Origin of the sequence: Kribbella soli, assembly GCF_004331345.1 — a bacterium.
In the GTDB taxonomy this organism is placed as follows: domain Bacteria; phylum Actinomycetota; class Actinomycetes; order Propionibacteriales; family Kribbellaceae; genus Kribbella; species Kribbella soli.
Window position 1 is genome coordinate 1,500,613 of record NZ_SJJZ01000003.1, and the last position, 19,037, is coordinate 1,519,649.

A 19,037-nucleotide genomic window follows, 5' to 3' on the forward strand; every position below is an offset into this window, starting at 1 on the left:
CCTAGAGGCCAGTTCACAGGCCCAAGTCGCGGCCGATGAGTTCCTTCATGATCTCGTTCGAGCCGGCCCAGATCTTCGTCACTCGGGCGTCGCGCCAGGCGCGGGCGACCCGGTACTCGTTCATGTAGCCGTACCCGCCGTGCAACTGGACACACGCGTCCAGGACTTCGTTCTGCACGTGGGCGCTCCACCACTTGGCCTTGGCGGCATCCACCGCGGACAGCCGGTCCTCGTCGTGCGCCACCACGCCGTTGTCGACGTACGCCTGCGTGACCTCGACCTTGGTGACGAGCTCGGCGATCAGGAACTTGTTGTACTGGAACGAGCCGACGGACTGCCCGAACGCCTTGCGCTGCTTCACGTACTCGATCGTCTCGTCGAGGATCTGGGTCGCGTGGGCGATGTTCGACACGGCGGCGCCGATCCGCTCCTGGGCCAGGCGCTCCATCATGTGGATGAAGCCGCGATCGAGCTCACCGAGCACGTTGTCGTCGCCGACGAACAGGTCCTCGAAGAACAGTTCCGACGTACCGGACTCGGTCTGGCCGACCTTGTCGAGCTTCCGGCCGCGGGCGAAGCCCTGCATTCCCTCCTCGACCACGAACAGCGTGATGCCCTTCGCGCCCTTCGACGGGTCGGTCCGGGCGGCGACGATGACGAGGTCGGCCATGTCGCCGTTCGTGATGAAGGTCTTCGAGCCGTTCAGCACCCAGCCGCCGTCGGCCTTCTTCGCGGTCGTCTTCAACGCGGCGAGGTCGGAGCCGCCCGACGGCTCGGTCATCCCGATCGCGGCGACGTACTCACCGGAGCAGAACTTGGGCAGCCAGCGCTGCTTCTGCTCCTCGGTGCCGAGGTCGACGAAGTACGGCGCGGCGCAGTCGTAGTGGATGCCGAAGCAGCTCGACAGCGATGCGGAGACCTTCGAGACCTCCTCGGCGAAGACCTGGTTGAACCGGTAGTCGCCGACGCTCGAACCGCCGTACTCCTCCGGCACGTCCAGCCCGAGGAAGCCCTGCTTACCGGCCTCCAGCCAGGCGGCGCGGTCGATCGTCTTCTCTTCGAGGAACTGCTCCATCCGCGGCACCAGCGAACGGTCGCAGTACTCCTTCGCACTGGCCCGGAATGCGTGGTGGTCCTCGTTGAAGATGACGCGATCCATCTAGGCCTCCCCAAGGTCTGAGATCTCTGGCTAAGCGCTTGCTTAGCTTCACGCGTTTGGTGCAAGGTGTCAACGTGTCCGCAGTCACCGATCCCCTCGTGTGGGAGCACGTTCAGCCGGCCGCAGCCCGCCGGCTGCTCACCGGCGCCGTCGACGCGTTCGCGGAACGCGGTTACCAGGCCACGACGACCCGCGACATCGCATCCCGCGCCGGGATGAGCCCGGCTGCCCTGTACGTGCACTACCCGTCCAAGGAGCGCCTGCTCTTCGAGATCAGCCTGTACGGCCACAACGCAGCCCTGGACGTACTGCGTTCCGCCGACACCGGCCCGACCCCCGCCGACCGGCTGCGCTCGCTGGTCGCCGCCTTCACCGCCTGGCACGCGCAACACCACACGATCGCGCGCGTCGTCCAGTACGAGCTGGCAGCGTTGAGCCCCGAACACCTGGCCGAGGTCGCGACGATCCGCCGCGCCATCTCCGCCCAGATCGAGCAGGTGCTGGCAGACGGCGTACAGGACGGCACCTTCGCCGTCCCCGACCTGCCCGGCACAACCCTCGCCGTACTCTCGCTGTCCATCGACGTAGCCCGCTGGTACACACCCCACCGCGGCGACCCAGCCGCCCTGGGCAAGCTCTACGCAGACCTCGCCCACCGCATGGTGCTCAGCTAAGCCGGATAGTCCGTCCACGCATGCTGATCTGGCGGTCGTCGATCAGCTGATGTAGCGCCCGACTGACGGTCACCCGCGTAAGCCCGAGCTCATCCGCCAACCCCGCCTGCCCGTCCGGGAGCCGTACGGTCCCAGAGCGATCGGACAGCGACCGCAGCCGTTGCAGAACCCGCCTTTGCGCGCTGTCCGTCGCCGCGGTCAGGTAGTCGGCACGCGCTTGATTGGCCTGGGTCGCCAGGTGCCGCGCGGCCTGCAGCGCAACCGACGCCTCGGTCTGCAGCAACTCCCCGAAGACCTCGCGTGGAAGGTTGCGCACGACCGCATCCGCCAAGACCGTCCAGGTGAACAAATGGGAGTCTCCGGCGATCGCAGTGGCCTTGTCGATCACCACCGGCGCCTCGTCGGTGCGGATGTGGGCCTGACGGCCCGACTCGGCGTGCCGATAGGCCGCGACGCGGCCGGCATGTACGACGAAGAGGCGTTCGACCGGCTCGCCCTCGACAGCCAGGACGGTCCCCCGCGGGACCTGCCGGACGCTGCTCAGCCGTTCGAGCTCACGACATACCTCGGGAGCGAGCGCCGCGAACAACGGAACGTCAGCCAACCGGTAGTCGGTCACAGCCCCATTCTGATGTATCAACCGATACAGACGGCCTGCCGCGTCTTTCCTACCGTCCTCTGCGTGCAGCAATCCCTCGCAGTGATCGCCGTTGTGCTCGTGGTCAGCGCCGGCCTGCAGTCGAGCACGGGCTTCGGCTTCGCCCTGCTGAGCGCTCCCGCGTTGTCCACACTGCTCGGACCGGTGCAGGCAGTCACCACCATCACCATCGTCGGTGCCGTCGTCGACAGCCTGACGCTGTTCGGCAATCGCGGTCGCCCGCAGCCGGCGCTGGCCGACCTGCGCGTCGTCTGCCTCTCCGCAGTCCCCGGTCTGGCCGTCGGCACAGTGCTGCTGGCACGGCTGCCCACAAAGGCGCTGCAGGTGGCCATCGCAGCCAGCGTCGTCGTAGCGATCATCCACCGCCTACGGCGGCGCCGGGTCGTTGTGAACAGCCGCTGGCTGGGCTCGGCAGCAGGATTCACCTGGGGCGCCCTGACCGCGGCGACAACGGCAGGTGGTCCACCGCTGCTTCTCTACCTGATGCACCGTCACGACGACGCCAGGACGATCCGCGACACCATCGTTGCCGCCAACCTGATCCGGCTGCCCCTTTCGCTCGCACTGCTCGGCCTGACCGGCACCTGGCACCCACCGCCCGGCGTCCCGGTCCTGATCGGCGCAGGCGTGTGTGGTTGGGCCCTCGGCAAGCTCGTCTTCCGACTCCTCACACCGGCCCGCTACGAGACCGCACTGCTCACCCTGCTCGCACTTACTGCCGCAGCCACGGTTGCTGCAGCCTTCCAATGAAACAGGTGCTCATGACCGACCAACCGTGGTGGCAGACCGGCGCGATCTACCAGATCTACCCGCGCTCATTTGCCGACAGCAACAATGACGGCATCGGCGACCTCGCCGGAATCACCGCCCGCCTCGGCTACCTGGCCGACCTCGGCGTCTCCGCGATCTGGCTCTCCCCGTTCTACCCGTCGCCGATGGAGGACTTCGGCTACGACGTGACCGACCACACCGGCGTCGACCCGCTGTTCGGGTCCGTCGCCGACGCCGTCGAACTCATCGAGACCGCGCACCGGCACGGGCTCCGGGTCCTCGTCGACTTCATCCCGAACCACACGTCCCACCGGCACCCCTGGTTCGAGGCATCGCGCTCCAGCCGTGATCACACCGACTGGTACTACTGGCGCTCCCCCGCGCCCGACGGCGGCCCGCCGAACAACTGGCTGTCGCTCTTCGGCGGCTCAGCCTGGACCTTCGATGCCAACCGCGGCGAGTACTACTACCACGCCTACCTCCCCGAGCAGCCGGACCTCAACTGGCGCAATCCAGCAGTCCGCAAAGCGCAGTACGACGTACTTCGCACCTGGTTGCAGCGTGGTGTCGACGGGTTCCGCATCGACGCGTTCCGGCAACTGCTGATGGACCCGGGCTGGCGCGACAACCCGGTGAACCCGGACTGGCAGCCGGGAACCGACCCGTACCTCTCACTCCTGCCTGTCCACTCCACCGACCAGCCCGACATCGTGGACGTCATCACCGAACTACGAGCAGTCCTGGCTGAGCATGTACTCACGGCCGAGCTGTATCTACCCTTCGACAAACTGGCGCGCTACCACCGCGCAGGCATCCACCTTCCATCGAACACCCACCTGCTCTCGACCCCCTGGACTCCGGTCGCGATCGCCGGTCTGGTCGAGGAGTACGAGCGATGCCTCCCCGCAGACGCCTGGCCGAACTGGACGACGGGCAATCACGACCGGAGCCGGATTGCCACCCGAATCGGCCCGGCCCAGGCCCGGATCGCGGCCATGCTGCTGCTCACCCTGCGTGGCACCCCGATCCTGTACTACGGCGAAGAGCTCGGCATGTGCGACATCGCGATCCCCGAGTCACAACTCCAGGACCCGCTGGCACGTCGGCTACCGGACCACGCGATGGGCCGAGACCCGCAACGTACGCCGATGCGCTGGGCGCCCACGCCGCACGTGGGCTTCTGCCCTGAGCACGTGACGCCCTGGCTACCGACTGAGCCCCATCCGTCGGGTACTGACGTCGCATCGCAGCAGACCTCGGACAACTCGATGCTGACGCTCTATCGCTCGCTCCTGCAGCTCAGGCAGACGTCGACGGCACTCCGATCCGGCTCCTACGGAACAGTGTCGGTCTCGGACGAAGTCCTGGTCTTCGAACGCCGCACCAGCGACAACGTCGTACTGGTCGCCCTGAACTTCTCCAGCAGCAGTCAGCCGATCACGCTGCCCACAACTGCCCGGATCCTGCTATCGACCCATCCGCCGGCAGACGCCTCGGTCAACAGCCTGCGCCCGAACGAAGGAATCGTGGTCACAGACCAAAGGCCCCGCACCTCGTGAGGTGCGGGGCCGTGCGGAGTGCCTGGATCAGGCCTGCAGTGCGGCCTGGATGTCGAGGTGGATGTCCACCTTGTCACCGATCAGCAGCTTGCCGCCCTCGAGCGGCACGTTGAAGTCGATGCCCCACTCCTTGCGGCTGATCGACGCGGAGGCCTCGAAACCGATGATGGTCTGGCCGTACGCGTTCTGGTCGACACCGAGGAACTCGACCGCGAGCTCGATCGCCTTGGTGACGTCCTTGATGGTCAGCTCGCCGGCCAGGACGTAGTCGTCACCCTCGGGCTTGATCGCGGTGCTGACGAAGGTCATCTTCGGGCTGTTCTCGGCGTCGAAGAAGTCGCCGGAGCGCAGGTGACCGTCGCGCTGCTCGCTGCGGGTGTGCACCGACGCCAGCTCGATCGCGACGTTGGTGGTGGAGTCCTCGATGCTGTCCTTGACGACGATCTCGCCGCTGAACTCCTGGAAGGTGCCGCGGACCTTGGTCATCAGGTGCCGGACGGTGAAGCCGACCTCGCTGTGCGCGGTGTCGAGGGCGTACGTGCCGGCGACCAGGCCGGGGATGGTGCTGGTCGGGGTGCCGGTGGTGGTGTCGCTCATGGGGTCCTCTCGGGAAGGGGTCGTACTGGTCGGGGGCGACGCAGCCGTTATAGTTAAAACTTCAACCGATGACTACGACAGTAGGGATCAACGGTTTAAATGTCAACTACATTCCCGCTACACTGTTCCCGTGACGATGGAGACTGAGATGGACCGGGGGACTCGGTGGCTCAACGCCGAGCAGCAGGTCGCGTGGCGCGCGTACCTGCTGGGCACCGCACGCCTGATGGCCAAGCTCGACGACGACCTGCGCCAGTTCGGCCTCGGCATCAACGACTACGAGATCCTGGTCCGGCTCTCCGAGGCGCCCGACCGGCGGCTCCGGATGGCCGACCTGGCCGACCGGCTGCACCAGAGCCGGTCCCGCCTGACACACACCGTCGGCCGCCTCGAGGCTGCCGAACTGGTCCGCCGTACGTCGTGCACAAGCGACAAGCGCGGCGTCTGGGCCGAGCTGACCGACGCCGGGTTCGCCCTGCTCGAGCAGGCCGCGCCGTACCACGTCGACGGCGTCCGGGAGAACCTGGTCGACCTCGCGAGCCCCGAGGACTTCGCCGCCGTCGGCCGTGTCTTCGACTCCGTCTCCGAGCACATCGGCCAGCGTTAGTCAGGGCTGCGGGGCGGGTGTGATCTCCAGGGTCAGCTCGTCGCGGTTGGCGCCGCGGTAGGTCATCATCTGGTCGCGCATCCGCCGCTTGGCCGGTGGCAGGTGGTTGACCGTGCGCATCGCCGTACGCATGCCCGCCAGCGCCAGCCGGCCGATCCCAGGCTTGTGCACCGGATCGCCGGACGTCATCTGCGCGCGCGACTTGAGGACCGCATCGAAGCCGTACTCGATCATGCGCGCCTCGTAGTCATGCACGGCCGGAACGAGTTCTTGCGTGCCGTCGCGGACGTCGATCAGCTTCCGGCACAGGTTCACCGCGTCGCGCAGTGCGGTGTTCGCGCCGACACCGCGGCCCGGCGTCATGGTGTGGATCGCGTCACCGAGCAGAGTGACGTTCGTACTCTCCCAGGGCTCGATCGGGACCGAGGTCCAGATGCTGACCGGGAAGCACGTGCCGGGGTCGGTGAGTTCGAACAGCCGGCGCAGGTTCGGATGCCACCCGGGCGTCAGCGCCAACGCCGCGTCGATCAACTCCTGGCCGCGCAACTCCATGATGTTGGCGGGGAGCTTGTCCTTGGCCGCCGACAATCCCCAGTTGATGTAGTCGCGGGTGTTGTCGAACTGCAGTCCCGGCCAGTGCCGGATCAGCTCCTCGGTGTTGCCGCCGATCCCGTCCTTGACGTTCCCGTCGTGGTCCCACTGGAACTCCATCACATGCAGGATGCAGGCGAACCCACGCGGCGCATTGACCAGCGAAATCCCCTCGAACACCTTCGGCGGCACGAGTTTCGCGCTCTCCTCGGTGATCGGCAGCTTGCCGGCGATCGCCACGATCCCGGTCTCCTCGGTCTTCGCCTGCGGCAGGTACTGGCGACGTACCCGGGATCCTGAACCGTCGGCGGCGACCAGGAGATCGCCGGTGGCGCTCGTACCGTCGGCGAAGTACGCCGTCACCTGGTCTCCGTGCTGTTCGAAGCGGGTGAACTCCTTGCCGAACTCCACGACGCCGTCGAGGCCGGTCAGCAGCACCTGACGCAGGGTCATCCGGCTGATCGACTTCTCACTCTCCACGGGGTCGGTCGACTCCGGCAGCTCCAGCGAGAGGAGTTCCTTCAGATCCTCGGTCAGCATGTTGAAGTACTTCGGGTCACGCGCTTTCGTGGCCACGAACGTGTCATACAGCTCCTCCGGCAGCAGCGCATGCAGCGCCCGGCTGCCGTCCGGGTCGATGCCGACCCGGTAGCCGTGCAGGCCGTCGGTCCGCAACGCGTCGCGCTCGAACACCGACACCTCGATCCCGGCCCGCTGCAGCCCGTGCGCCAACGCGAGGCCGCCGGTCCCGCCGCCGATTACCAGCACCTTCATATCTCTCGTCCCTTCAAGTATCTTGATAATCCGAGTATCTTGGAGATCCGAGAGAAATGCAAGCCCTATGCTGAGGCGGACCATGACCAGTACTCGCGAAGAGCTCACCGGCGAGATCCAGCAGCGGCTGATCCGATTCATCGCCGAGGTGGTGCTGTACAACCACGCCGTGTCGGGGAAGGTCGGACTCGGCGCGAGCGACTCCCAGTTCATGACGCTGCTGCAGACGTACGGCCCGCTGACGCCGCGCCAGCTCGCCGAACACACGGGCCTGACGTCGGGCACGGTGACCGGCGTCGTCGACCGGCTCGAGTCGCACGGCTTCGTCACCCGCCGGCCAGATCCCCGCGACCGGCGCAAGGTGGTCGTCACGCCGTCGATGGAGGCGATCCAGGACAAGCTCGTGCCCCTGTACGCCGAACAGGGCGAGCGGATGCACGCCGTACTGGCGACCCGCTCCGTCGAGGAGCTGAAGACGATCTCGGAGTTCCTCGCCGACTCGATCGCTGAAGCCGACAGCTAAAGCGTTTGAGGTCGCCGCCGCGCTCCGGGAACCTTCTGGGCGTGACGGATTTACACCAGGACGGCCGGGCCGGCATCGACGCAGAGCTGGTACGGCGACTCCTCGCGCAGCAGTTCCCGCAGTGGGCCGACCTGCCGGTGACCCCGGTCAAGGTCGACGGCTGGGACAACCGGACGTACCGGCTCGGCTCGGGGCTGACCGCGCGGCTGCCGACGCACTCGAGCTACGTGGCCGCTGTCGACAAGGAACACCAGTGGCTGCCGGTTCTCGGCCCGCAGCTACCGGTCGAGATTCCCGAGGCGGTGGCCAAGGGCGCGCCCGGTGAGGGGTATCCGCACCCCTGGGCGATCCGGCGGTGGATCCCGGGCGAGACCGCATCGGTCGAGAGCATTGCCGATCTGGACGAGTTCGCACGGTCGATCGCAGCGTTCATCCTGGCCTTGCAGGACGTCGACGCGACCGGTGGACCACTCGCCGGTGCGCACAGCTTCCATCGGGGCGCGCCGCCGGAGTACTACCACGACGAGACGCTCGAGGCCCTCGCCGTACTGAAGGGTCGGATCGACACCGATCTTGCGCGTGAGGTGTGGGATGCGGCGCTGGCGGCGTCATGGGATCGGCCGCCGGTGTGGTTCCACGGCGATATCGCGCACGGCAACCTCCTGGTCCGGGACGGCCGGCTGTCCGCCGTGATCGACTTCGGTACGTCGGGTGTCGGCGACCCCGCCTGCGACCTGGTCATCGCCTACACGTTCTTCTCCGGCTCGTCCCGCGCTGCGTTCCGTGACGCTGCCGGTCACGACTCGGGCACGTGGGCCCGCGCCCGCGGCTGGGCCCTCTGGAAGGCCCTCATCACTGAAGACCTCCAAGTCATCAACAACGTTTTGACCGACTACCAGACTCAAACGGCCTAGCACGCAGACGCGGGTGCTCGTCAGCGTTACCGTCGGAAGATGTGGTGGGTGCTGACCGCCCTGTTGGGCGGAGGGCTGGCACTCGCGGGCAGGTACCTCTGGGACCGACGAGCCGCACAGCGCGGTGACGCCGAGGAACTGGAGGAGATCCGCAAGCTGGCCGACGAGGACGTAACGCTGCTCGGCGAGGAGCTGCGGCGGCTGGACACGCAGGTCGAAGGACACCCGCTGGACCCGGACGCGCGGTCGGACTACCAGGTCGCGCTCGACGCGTACGAGGCGGCGCAGCGGGCCGTCCATGGGATCCGAAAGGCCGATGGGATCAGCTCGGTCACCGACACGTTGGCGACAGGGCGGTACGCGATCACCTGCGTGCAGGCGCGCCTGCAAGGCCAACCTGTGCCGGAGCGGCGGGTGCCTTGCTTCTTCAATCCGCAGCACGGGCCGTCGAAGTTCGACATCGTCTGGACCCAGCCGAAGATCGGCACCCGGACCGTACCGGCGTGTGCGCAGGACGCCGCCCGCATCCGCGCCGGTGACGAGCCAGAGGTCCGCTACGTCCGGTACGGCAGCCGCCAGGTCCCGTACTGGGAGGCCGGCACCGCGATCACGCCGTACGGTATGGGGTACTTCACAGCCGGTGCAGGCGCGAGTTACATCGCGCTCGCCAGTTTCCAGACGCAGATTGGCGCGAGCGGCGGCTGGGCAGACGCGGGCGGACACGGCTTCGGCGGCTTCGACGGCGGTGGCGGTTTCGACGGCGGCGGTTTCGACGGCGGAGGCGGCGACGGCTGATTCAGAGGTACGCCGTCACGCCTTCGTACTCCGCCACCGGAGCAGCGCCGACCGTCTCGTACTCGAGCAGCAGCAGACCGCTCGGCGTCGCCTCCTGCGCCGTGAGCCGCCGCGGGTGAAGCCGTGGCTCGTGTCCTCGGTCGGCGAGCCCGGACCCTGACTCACGCCGTCGAGGGTGACGAACTCCGTCAGCACTAGCCTCATTGCTCGACCAATGCGGCGAGCTGCACGATGACGGTCCCCCAACCATCGGCGAACCCGAGCTCCGCGTGCCGTTTGCGACTCGTGGGATCGCCGTGCCGGGCGACCATCCGGTACGCCGTACCGTCCGGGTGATCGTCCAGGAACACGTCGGCCGTCACCGCGATGGGCTGTGGATCCGCCGGACGCCAGGTGCTGTCGATCGCATTCGTGAACGCGATCCGCTCGAGCTCGTCGGCGGCCAGAATGACCGCATCGAGATGCGGGACGAACTCGTTGCCGTCCTCGCTGAACCGCGTCACGATCGCCCCACCTGGCCGCACGTCCAGCCGCTCGACGCGGCAGACCGCCGGCGCCGGCACCCACCACTGCTCGAACCGCTTCGGATCGGTCCACGCCCGCCACACGGCCTCTCGCGGCGCACGGATCACCCGCTCCACCAGCAGATCCAGCTCCGGATCGAACAGTTCACGACTCACGATTCCTCCACCGGTTCCTCCATTGTGACGAAACGCTCCAGCCGGTCGGTGCGCTCCTCCCAGATCCGCCGCTGCTCGGCGAGCCAGTCGTCCACCAGTTCCAGCCGCTCACGATTGAGCACACAGGTCCGCACGCGCCCGGTCTTCACCGTGCGGATCAGGCCGTTCGACTCGAGCGTCCGGACGTGCTTCATGAACGACGGCAGCGTGATCGGGAACTCCGCCGCGAGCTCCCCCACGCTCGTCGGCCCCTGTCCCAGCCGCCGGATCACCCTCCGCCGTGTTGGGTCGGCCAGCGCCACGAAGACGCCGTCGACCTCCGCCAAATACTGTGCCATGAGGCTAAGTATTGTCCCGGCCCGACAGTTAGCGCAAGGGCTAAGTGTCGGAAAGCACGAAGGACCCCGGCTCCGGTGCGGAGACGGGGTCCTTCGACGGCGTACTTACGTACCTGGTCGCTCAGTCGCTCAGTCGCGCGTGAGCTTGCGGTAGGTGACGCGGTGCGGGCGGGCTGCTTCCGGGCCGAGGCGCTCGATCTTGTTCGCCTCGTACGACGCGAAGTTGCCCTCGAACCAGAACCACTTGGCCGAGTCGTCGGCAGTGCCCTCCCAGGCCAGGATGTGGGTCGCCACGCGGTCCAGGAACCACCGGTCGTGGGACACGACCACCGCACAGCCCGGGAACTCCAGCAAGGCGTCCTCGAGCGACTGCAGGGTCTCGACGTCCAGGTCGTTGGTCGGCTCGTCGAGGAGCAGCAGGTTGCCGCCCATCTTCAGCGTCAGCGCCAGGTTCAGCCGGTTCCGCTCACCGCCGGACAGTACGCCGGTCGGCTTCTGCTGGTCCGGGCCCTTGAAACCGAACGAGGCGACGTACGCCCGGCTCGGCATCTCGAAGTTCGCGACCTTGATGAAGTCGAGCTCGTCGGACACCTGCTGCCAGACCGTCTTCTTCGGGTCCAGACCGCCGCGCGACTGGTCGACGTACGAGATCTTGACCGTCTCACCGAGCTTCAGGGTGCCCGCGTCCGGCTGCTCCTCGCCGACGATCATCCGGAACAGCGTCGACTTGCCGACGCCGTTCGGGCCGACGATGCCGACGATGCCGGCGCGCGGGAGGCTGAAGCTCAGGCCGTCGATCAGCGTGCGGCCGCCGAAGCCCTTCACCAGCTTGGAGACCTCGAGCACCGTGCTGCCCAGGCGCGGACCGGCCGGGATGTTGATCTCGTCGATGTCCAGCTTCTTGGCCCGCTCGGCCTCGGCCGCGAGCTCCTCGTACCGCGCCAGCCGGGACTTGCTCTTGGTCTGCCGGGCCTTCGCGTTCGACCGGACCCACTCGAGCTCGCGCTCCAGGATCTTCTGCCGCTTCGCGTCCTTCTGCCCCTCGACCACGAGCCGCTGCTGCTTGGTCTCCAGGTACTTCGAGTAGTTGCCCTCGTAGCCGTAGGTCTTGCCTCGGTCGAGCTCCAGGATCCACTCAGCGACGTTGTCCAGGAAGTACCGGTCGTGGGTGATCGCCAGGACGGCGCCCGGGTACTTCTGCAGGTGCTGCTCGAGCCACAGCACGGACTCCGCGTCCAGGTGGTTGGTGGGCTCGTCGAGCAGCAGCAGGTCGGGCTGCTGCAGCAGGAGCTTGCACAGCGCGACCCGGCGGCGCTCACCACCGGACAGGTTGTCCACCAGCACGTCGGGCGGCGGGCAGCGCAGCGCATCCATCGCCTGCTCCAGCTGGGCGTCGACATCCCAGGCGTTGCGATGGTCCAGCTCGGTCTGCAGGTCACCCATCTCGGCCAGCAGCGTGTCGTAGTCGGCGTCCGGGTCGGCCAGCTCGGCGGAGACCTCGTTGAAACGGTCCAGCTTCTGCTTGGTGTCGCCGACGCCTTCCTCGACGTTCTGCAGCACGGTCTTACCCTCGGTCAGCGGCGGTTCCTGCAGCAGGATCCCGACCGTCGCGCCCTCGGCGAGCCGGGCCTCGCCGTTGGAGGGCTGGTCGAGCCCGGCCATGATCTTGAACAGCGAGGACTTACCGGTGCCGTTGGGCCCGACCACGCCGATCTTCGCGCCGGTGAGGAAGTTCAGCGTGACATTGTCGAGAACGACCTTGTCGCCGTGCGCCTTCCGGACGTTGCGAAGTGTGTAGATGAATTCCGCCATACCCCAGAGCCTATGTGCTCGGGTGGCCCGTTTCCCAACCAGGCCGTGACGGTTGTCCACAGACGCCAAGTTCGGGCCGCCGATCGGGGTGTGACAGGTGCACCTTCTCCGGGTGACAGCACACGCTCTCCGAACGGAAGGAACCCGCCATGAGCCTCGGTGACACCTATCTCACTGTTCTGGGCTGGATCGGCAGCGAACCCGATTTCAAGGAGATCCGCCAGACACCGCACGCGAGCTTCCGGCTCGGCTCCACTCCCCGCCAGTTCGACAGATCCCTCAACACCTACGTCGACAAGCCGACGACGTGGTACACGGTGCAGTGCTGGCGGAGCCTCGCGCAGAACGCCTTCGAGTCCATCCGGGTCGGCCAGCCCGTCATCGTCACCGGTCGCCTCCGCACCCACGAATGGACCGACGACTCCGGCGAACAACACAGCCGCGTCATCCTCGAAGCGTTCTCTCTCGGCCACGACCTCAACCGCGGTACGACGACCTTCGCGAAGAACGCGCCGCGCGCGGAATCGGTCCGCACGCCCGCGGAGTCGGCGGAGCGCCCGACCGAGACGACCGCCGCGCCGTACCCGCCTGACGAGTACTCCGTCGCGCCCCTCCCGCTGTCCGCGACGGCGGAGGCGGCATGACTATCTCAATCTTGACTTATATAAGTCCTGACCGGCATTCTGAGGATCGACTCAGCAGCCGAGCAGGAGAGGGAACCATCCGTGATCGACATCCTCGAGCACATCAACGCGGTCCAGCGCGAGGTCAGCCGCACCGGCGAGACCGTGACGGTGCTGATGCGCCGCTCCTACCAGGCCGAGCCGGCGGAGGTGTGGGACGCCCTGACGGACCCGGAGCGGATGCGGCGCTGGTTCATGCCCGTGACCGGGGACCTCAAGGTCGGCGGCTCGTTCCAGCTGGAGGGCAACGCCGGCGGCGACATCCTGGAGTGCGATCCGCCGAAGAGCTTCAAGGTGACCTTCGGCGGCCCGAACAGCCTGCTCGAGCTGCGGCTGCTGCCCGGCGCGGGCTCCTCCACCGAGCTCGAGCTCGAGCACTCGATGGGCGAGGCCCCGGCCCCCGGTGGCTCCGGCGCGCTGTGGGTCGGTCCGGGCTGGGACGGCGCCCTGCTCGGCCTGGCCCTCTACGTCACCGGCGAGCTCCCGGCCGACACCGACCCGGTCCAGATGGCCGACTCCCCCGAGGTCATCGACTACAACGAGCAGTCCGTCCGCGCCTGGATCGAAGCCATCCGAGCATCCGGCACCACCACCGAGGAGGACCTCCTCAGCGCCGCCAAGATCTCCCTGTCGCAGTACGCGCCAGACGCCGAGCTCTAACTCTCACCTGGGAGGTGCGGTCGAGCGCTGCCTGCCCGCCGGTAGGACCACTACTGGCGGGCAGTGGCGACGCTGTCGCGGCACTTGGTGTAGGCCGCAAGCTCCTCGCGGGCCGGCGCAACCACGTGGCTGTCGGCAACGTTCACCAGTTCGGCCCGCAGCGCCGTCGCCACCTGCCGGGACCGCCGCAGCGCCCCGTTCGTGGCAGCCAGCCGGCAGACGAAAGAGAGCGCCAGCCCCAGGACGCCACCACCGACCAGCATGATCCACGCGTAGGGAATGCCGTTCCATTCCGGCAGCGGCGGATCGTTCATGTCAGCGATCCGCGCCACCAGCAAGGCGACCAGCCAAGCGGCGCCGCCGAGCGTCACGAGGAACAGCAACCACTGCACCACCCGGGCGAAGCCCCACCACCCTGGATTGCTGGACACACCGAGGTCGGTCCGCGCGACGGCCTGGTCGAGCTCGTCACCGAGCGACTCCTCGCGCCGCCGGATCGCCGAACGCACCGAGTCCGCCCACGGACGCGACAGCCCTTCGGCGGCCTTGTTCGTGATCGTGCGGACCGCGGCGTCCATCCGTGCCCGCTGCACCGGAGTTGCCGCAGGCAACGAAGAGCGGGCGATCGCGACCTCGCTCGCTGCGGACTTGCGCAACGCCTTGCCCTGCTCGCGCGAGACCTGGTCACCATGCAGCCGCCGCAACGGATCCGGACGGAACCGTCCGAGCCACTTGGTCAGCGGCCATCCGGTCGCAGCCCGGGCACGCTGCAGGTACGAGCGCCGTACGGCGTCCGACACCACAGTCAACCCACTCGCGTCCGCGAGCGAGTCGACGAGTTCGGTGACATCGGCCTCGGCGATCTCCGGCGTCTTGGCGTTGCCGCATTGGCTCGCCATCCGGTCCGCAACCCGATCGACATCGGCCGCGAGCCGCACACGCGCGGAGCGCTTGTTGCTGACCCGCTTGACCAGCAGTGAGCGAACCTCTTCCAGGCCGTCACCGCTGACCGCCGACGTGGCAACAACCGTCGGCGACTTGAGACCGTCCGACTTGAGCAGCTTGTCCAGGTCGTCGAGGCAGCTCTTCCGCTGCTCCGGCGTCAGCTTGTCCATGTGGTTCAGCGCGAACACCATCACCCCGGAATGCGAGGCGAACGGCTTGATGTACCGGTTGTGCAGTGCCGCATCGGCGTACTTCTGCGGATCCACCACCCACACCAGCATGTCGACCAGCTCCACCAGCCGGTCGACGATCAAGCGGTGCTCCACCTCGGTCGAGTCGTGGTCGGGAAGGTCCAGCAGGACCAGCCCGTCCAGGTCCTCGGACCGTGCGTCCTCGAGCGAGCTGCGGTGCTGCACCTGGTGCCGGCGCGGGATGCCCAGCCAGGTCAGCACCTCACCGGCCGGTTCGTCACCCCAGACACAGGCGAGCGGCATCGAGCTGGTCGGCCGGCGCGTTCCGATCGCGGCCAGGTCGAGCCCGGTCAGCGCGTTGAACAGCGACGACTTCCCCGAGCCCGTCGCGCCCGCGAGCGCGACCACGGTCAGGTCGCCCGACATCCGCAGGCGCTGCCCGGCGCGGTCGACGATCTGCGTGGCCTCGGTGAGCACCACCGGATCCAGCCGGCCGTCACCGGCCTCCGCGGCGGCCTTGAGCGCGTCGATCTTCTTCAGGACATCGGTCTCGGCCCGGGTCGGGGTCTCGACCGTATCCACTGTTTCCGTCACGTGCAGTCCTCCACCGCGCGCGCGGCCTCCGTCAGTTGCCTGGCCGTCTCGGCGTCGACCGGATGCTGGTCAAGGACAGCCAGATAGCGGGCGAATTCGGCATCCATCAGGGCATGAACCTTACCGTCAAGATCCTCGCGCGCCCTATCGACCATGCCCTGAACTGCCTTGTCGCCGAAAACTGCCTCCAGCAGCCGCTTCCCGACGACCGCACTGCCCGCTCCGGCACTGGCCTGAGCACCCTTCGGGATGCCGGTCCCGCTGGCGAACACCACCACCATGAGCGAAAGGCCGAGCCCGTTGACGCCGTACTCCAGAATGCGTGCCGTCGACTTCTTGTCCGCGCCCTCACTGCGGACCAGATCGAGGACGAACGTCTGCCATTCCCGCACCGTGCGGCTCGCCGCCGCCGGGAACTCCTCCGACATTGCACCGAGCGACCGCCCACCGTTGCCCTCGGCACCGTTAGCGGCTCGGTCGGCCTCGGCGGCGGCCAGGAGCTGGCGACCGGGAGCGGTTGCCTCCCACACCTTCTCGGCGCGCTCCGCGGCAGCAGCCCCGTGCTCACGCAGCAGCGATTCCAAGCCGGACTGGATCGCGTCGCTGACGTCGCGGGTCTCCGCCGGCTTGTTGCCGAGCGAGCTCTTCAACCGGTCCCGCAACCGGCCCGCGTTGGACTGCAGCCCCTTCAGCAGCTCGCCGGTCCCGACGAACTCCTGCCACCGCGCCAGCACCTCGCCGCGCAACAGCGTCCCGTCCTGGCACGCCTTCGCGATGTCCTTGACGCCCTGGTCGTACGCCGACTCCACCGAGGTCCGGAGCTCGACAGCGGTCTCGGCCTGTGCCCTGACTGCGGCCGCGAACGGCGGGGTCTTCTTCACCATCGCACTGACCGCGCCCTGCAGGGTGCGCCGGACGACGGACGCCCGCGCCTCCGCGTCAGCCGCCAGGTCGACCAGCCAGTCCTTGATCGAGGCAACGGACTGCTGCGGCAACATTCCATTGCCATCGACAACCGTCTCCTGGATCGAGAACAGCGGCGATTCACCGAGCCCGCGCTCGAGCAGCATCTGCGCGAGGTGCCCGGTGATGTCGTCGATCGTCTCGCTCGGCGCCCGGTCGAGCACCACCGCGACCGCCGTACTGCGATCCGAGGCGCTCTGCAGGAACTCCCACGGCACCGCGTCCGAGTACCTGGCCGCGGTCGTCACGAACAGCCAGAGATCGGCCGCCGCGAGCAGCTGGGTCGCAAGATCACGGTTCGCCTCGACGACGGAGTCGATGTCCGGCGCGTCCAGAATCGCCAGCCCGCGCGGAACGCTGTCGGCCGCAACCAGCCGCAACTGTCCCGCGTCCTCCATCCCACCAGGCTCGTCCGAACTCGTCCGCGCCATCCCCGGCAGCACCCGGTCCCCGACGAACCAGTCGGCATCCGCCGGATGATGGATCAACACCGGGGACCGCGTTGTCGGCCGAAGTACACCCGGCTCGCTCACGACCTTGCCGATCACCGTGTTGACCAGCGTCGACTTCCCGGCTCCGGTGGACCCACCGACCACGGCCAGAATCGGCGCTTCGAGCTGCACCAGCCGAGGCAACAAGTAGTCGTCCAGCTGATCCAGCATCGCCTTCTGCTGCTGCCGAGCCTCGTCAGCTCCCACAACCTCCAGCGACAACTGGCTCCCCGCCAGCACACCCCGCAACTTCATCAGCGCGGTAATCAAAGCCATAGCAGCCTGCTCAGCCGCCAACCGCTCCGCCAACTGCTCCGCAGTCAGCTCCTCCTCAGCCTCATCATCCGCAGCAGCGGCGCCCGGGTTATCGCCACCAGCGTCCGCCCGTGCGTCACCCACTGAAGCGTCTGCAGTCTCCTCAGCAGCCGACTCCCCAGCAGCCTCAGCCCCAGTACCGTCAGCCGCCTCATCCGCTCCGGCAGCGTCACCCTCGTCCCCACCGCCCGAGTCGTTGCCCGCAGCACCAGCCGCAGCCACCTCCTCGCCAGCAGCACCCGCCTCAGCCGCGCCCGGGTTCTCGCCACCAGCGGCCGCACCCGCGCCAGCGGGTTCATCCGCTCCGGCACCGGCAGCGTCGCCCTCATCCCCACCGCTCGAGTCGTTGCCCACAGCACCAGCCGCATCGGCCTCAGCCGCACCCGCGTCATCGCCGCCAGCAGGCGCACCCGTGTCATCGCCCGAAGCGTCCGCAGTCACCTCAGCAGCCGACTCCCCAGCAGCCTCAGCCCCAGCATCGTCAGCCGCGTCCGCGGCAGCAGCACCCGCCGCCGCGGCCGGGTTCTCGTCTGCGGCGTCCGTCCCGGCAGCTTCATCCGCCGGTGCGTCTTCAGCCGCGCTGCCTACAACATCGGCTTCGTCGGCCGCGTTGGAGGTGCCATCGTTCGCCGAATCAGTTGCCGACTCGCCGGACGTGTCATCCGCGGCGGCGGGATCCGTGTCTGCGGCGTCGTCCTGAGGTTGGTCGACCGTCCCAGCAGCAGACTCGTCGGCAGCGTCATCAGCGGAGTCAGCCGCCACATCATCTTCAGTGTTAGCTGCAACGTCATCTGCGGGCTCATCCGCGGCAACGGGTGCGGCGTCGTGCACGGACTCGGCGTCGCCGGCAACTGTTGCGTCGCCAGCAGCTGTCGCGTCGGCGCCTGCTGGTTCGTCAGCCTGCACCGTGACCTGCGCGTCCCCGGTCTGCCCGTCGCCCGTGTCGTCCGCGTCGGCCGAGGCTCCGGACGTTTCCGGCTGCTTGGGGAGACCGACGATGATGTTGCCGAATTCCAGAGGGAAGCCGTCAGGAGACTCGTCAGGTTCGTACACGACACCGACAGCGGACCGCGGCCGGTTGCCCGGGGTCTTCGAAGGTACGCCGCCGCGCTCGGCCGCCGACGTACCAGTCGAGCCGCCACCCTCTCCATCAGATGAAGAAACGACGTCCGCACCCGCCGACCCACCCGAAGCCTCGCCGTGCGCGCCGGAGCCATCCTCAGCTGAGCTACCCGAGCCGTCCTCGGCCGACTCTACGGTCGCGCTGTCGTCCGTGAATGTGCCCACGGCACTGTCCCCAGCCGGAGCATCTCCCGCGCCGTCGCCCGCCCGGGCCGCTGAGCCGGCCTCGCTCGCCTGCGTATCCGAGCCGTCCTCACCCGCCTGAGCTGCCGAGCCGGCCTCGCCTGCGGAGCCGGTCTCACCCGTCGCGGTTGCTGAGGTCGAGTCGTCGGCGGGGCTGTTGGTCGTGTCGGCGGCTGTGTTCTCCGTTGACTCGGTGGACGCCTGCTTAGCCGAGGTGTTCGAGGCGGCTGGCTTGGCGGCTTCGGTGGACGTGTCGCTGGCACCAGATCGCGCGCCTACGACAGCCGTGTCACCTGACGCCGAGTCTGAGCCCGTGGGTGTCGTGTCGGCGGGAGGAGTTGTGGGCTGGTTGGGCCGGACAGCTTCTTCGGGGGCTGACTTGCGGCGTCGGCGGCGCCAGAAGCCTCGGGGCTTCGGGGTTGACTGGGCGATGAGGTT

At 68.0% G+C, this 19,037-nt stretch carries 18 protein-coding genes; 9 read left to right on the forward strand and 9 right to left on the reverse strand.

The features are described 5' to 3' along the window. Nucleotides 1-13 precede the first annotated feature (13 nt). Nucleotides 14-1,159, reverse strand: coding sequence for an acyl-CoA dehydrogenase family protein (locus E0H45_RS29980; protein ID WP_131343416.1), 1,146 nt, complete (start codon nucleotides 1,157-1,159; stop codon nucleotides 14-16). A gap of 74 nt (nucleotides 1,160-1,233) precedes the next feature. Here E0H45_RS29980 and E0H45_RS29985 point away from each other — a divergent pair, with 74 nt between their 5' ends. Then, nucleotides 1,234-1,833, forward strand: coding sequence for a TetR/AcrR family transcriptional regulator (locus E0H45_RS29985; RefSeq protein ID WP_131343418.1), 600 nt, complete (start codon nucleotides 1,234-1,236; stop codon nucleotides 1,831-1,833). On the opposite strand, the gene E0H45_RS42620 is transcribed toward E0H45_RS29985, so the two are convergent. Next, a complete protein-coding gene (locus E0H45_RS42620; RefSeq protein WP_165546634.1) occupies nucleotides 1,826-2,452 on the reverse strand; it encodes a Crp/Fnr family transcriptional regulator in 627 nt (208 codons plus the stop codon). The genes E0H45_RS29985 and E0H45_RS42620 overlap by 8 nt on opposite strands. A 63-nt stretch (nucleotides 2,453-2,515) precedes the next feature. On the opposite strand from E0H45_RS42620, the gene E0H45_RS29995 reads away from it, so the two are divergent. Further along, nucleotides 2,516-3,241: a sulfite exporter TauE/SafE family protein gene (locus E0H45_RS29995; RefSeq protein ID WP_165546635.1), complete on the forward strand. Its 726-nt coding sequence runs from the start codon at nucleotides 2,516-2,518 to the stop codon at nucleotides 3,239-3,241. Between the two features lie 11 nt (nucleotides 3,242-3,252). Next, nucleotides 3,253-4,821, forward strand: coding sequence for an alpha-amylase family glycosyl hydrolase (locus E0H45_RS30000; protein ID WP_131343422.1), 1,569 nt, complete (start codon nucleotides 3,253-3,255; stop codon nucleotides 4,819-4,821). Between the two features lie 27 nt (nucleotides 4,822-4,848). On the opposite strand, the gene E0H45_RS30005 is transcribed toward E0H45_RS30000, so the two are convergent. Then, entirely contained in the window at nucleotides 4,849-5,418 is a 570-nt protein-coding gene (locus tag E0H45_RS30005) for a YceI family protein (protein WP_131343424.1), read from the reverse strand. Between the two features lie 148 nt (nucleotides 5,419-5,566). Between E0H45_RS30005 and E0H45_RS30010 the strand changes: the two genes are divergently transcribed. Then, complete coding sequence (locus tag E0H45_RS30010; protein WP_131343961.1) at nucleotides 5,567-6,025, forward strand: MarR family winged helix-turn-helix transcriptional regulator; 459 nt, start codon at nucleotides 5,567-5,569, stop codon at nucleotides 6,023-6,025. Here E0H45_RS30010 and E0H45_RS30015 read toward each other — a convergent pair whose 3' ends face one another. Then, a complete protein-coding gene (locus E0H45_RS30015) occupies nucleotides 6,026-7,390 on the reverse strand; it encodes an FAD-dependent oxidoreductase (RefSeq protein ID WP_131343426.1) in 1,365 nt (454 codons plus the stop codon). It abuts the gene before it with no gap. Nucleotides 7,391-7,472: 82 nt separating this feature from the next. Here E0H45_RS30015 and E0H45_RS30020 point away from each other — a divergent pair, with 82 nt between their 5' ends. The 3 genes from E0H45_RS30020 to E0H45_RS30030 are packed head-to-tail and all read left to right on the forward strand — an operon-like array spanning nucleotide 7,473 to nucleotide 9,622. Beyond that, nucleotides 7,473-7,913 (forward strand): MarR family winged helix-turn-helix transcriptional regulator, encoded by a 441-nt coding sequence (locus tag E0H45_RS30020; protein WP_131343428.1) that lies wholly within the window; start codon nucleotides 7,473-7,475, stop codon nucleotides 7,911-7,913. Between the two features lie 41 nt (nucleotides 7,914-7,954). Continuing rightward, the gene (locus E0H45_RS30025; RefSeq protein WP_131343430.1) at nucleotides 7,955-8,827 is read left to right on the forward strand and encodes an aminoglycoside phosphotransferase family protein; all 873 of its coding nucleotides are present in this window, start codon (nucleotides 7,955-7,957) and stop codon (nucleotides 8,825-8,827) included. Between the two features lie 39 nt (nucleotides 8,828-8,866). Next, entirely contained in the window at nucleotides 8,867-9,622 is a 756-nt protein-coding gene (locus E0H45_RS30030; protein WP_131343432.1) for a hypothetical protein, read from the forward strand. Nucleotides 9,623-9,822: 200 nt separating this feature from the next. Here E0H45_RS30030 and E0H45_RS30045 read toward each other — a convergent pair whose 3' ends face one another. The 3 genes from E0H45_RS30045 to ettA all read right to left on the reverse strand — a co-directional run bounded on the left by E0H45_RS30045 (nucleotide 9,823) and on the right by ettA (nucleotide 12,452). Then, nucleotides 9,823-10,302, reverse strand: coding sequence for an SRPBCC domain-containing protein (locus tag E0H45_RS30045; RefSeq protein WP_238155375.1), 480 nt, complete (start codon nucleotides 10,300-10,302; stop codon nucleotides 9,823-9,825). After that, nucleotides 10,299-10,640 (reverse strand): ArsR/SmtB family transcription factor, encoded by a 342-nt coding sequence (locus E0H45_RS30050; protein WP_131343433.1) that lies wholly within the window; start codon nucleotides 10,638-10,640, stop codon nucleotides 10,299-10,301. Before E0H45_RS30050 ends, E0H45_RS30045 begins: the two co-directional genes overlap by 4 nt. Before the next feature lie 129 nt (nucleotides 10,641-10,769). Continuing rightward, nucleotides 10,770-12,452 carry an energy-dependent translational throttle protein EttA gene (gene ettA, locus E0H45_RS30055; RefSeq protein WP_131343435.1) on the reverse strand — a complete coding sequence of 561 codons (1,683 nt, stop codon included), beginning with the start codon at nucleotides 12,450-12,452 and terminating at the stop codon, nucleotides 10,770-10,772. 149 nt (nucleotides 12,453-12,601) lie between these two features. Between ettA and E0H45_RS30060 the strand changes: the two genes are divergently transcribed. Further along, nucleotides 12,602-13,096: a single-stranded DNA-binding protein gene (locus E0H45_RS30060; RefSeq protein WP_131343437.1), complete on the forward strand. Its 495-nt coding sequence runs from the start codon at nucleotides 12,602-12,604 to the stop codon at nucleotides 13,094-13,096. 81 nt (nucleotides 13,097-13,177) lie between these two features. Beyond that, a complete protein-coding gene (locus E0H45_RS30065; protein ID WP_165546636.1) occupies nucleotides 13,178-13,795 on the forward strand; it encodes an SRPBCC family protein in 618 nt (205 codons plus the stop codon). Between the two features lie 50 nt (nucleotides 13,796-13,845). On the opposite strand, the gene E0H45_RS30070 is transcribed toward E0H45_RS30065, so the two are convergent. Both E0H45_RS30070 and E0H45_RS30075 read right to left on the reverse strand, forming a co-directional pair. Continuing rightward, nucleotides 13,846-15,525: a GTPase gene (locus E0H45_RS30070; protein ID WP_131343439.1), complete on the reverse strand. Its 1,680-nt coding sequence runs from the start codon at nucleotides 15,523-15,525 to the stop codon at nucleotides 13,846-13,848. After that, nucleotides 15,522-18,581 carry a GTPase family protein gene (locus E0H45_RS30075; protein WP_238155377.1) on the reverse strand — a complete coding sequence of 1,020 codons (3,060 nt, stop codon included), beginning with the start codon at nucleotides 18,579-18,581 and terminating at the stop codon, nucleotides 15,522-15,524. The genes E0H45_RS30070 and E0H45_RS30075 overlap by 4 nt, the downstream gene beginning before the upstream one ends. Between the last annotated feature and the right edge of the window lie 456 nt (nucleotides 18,582-19,037).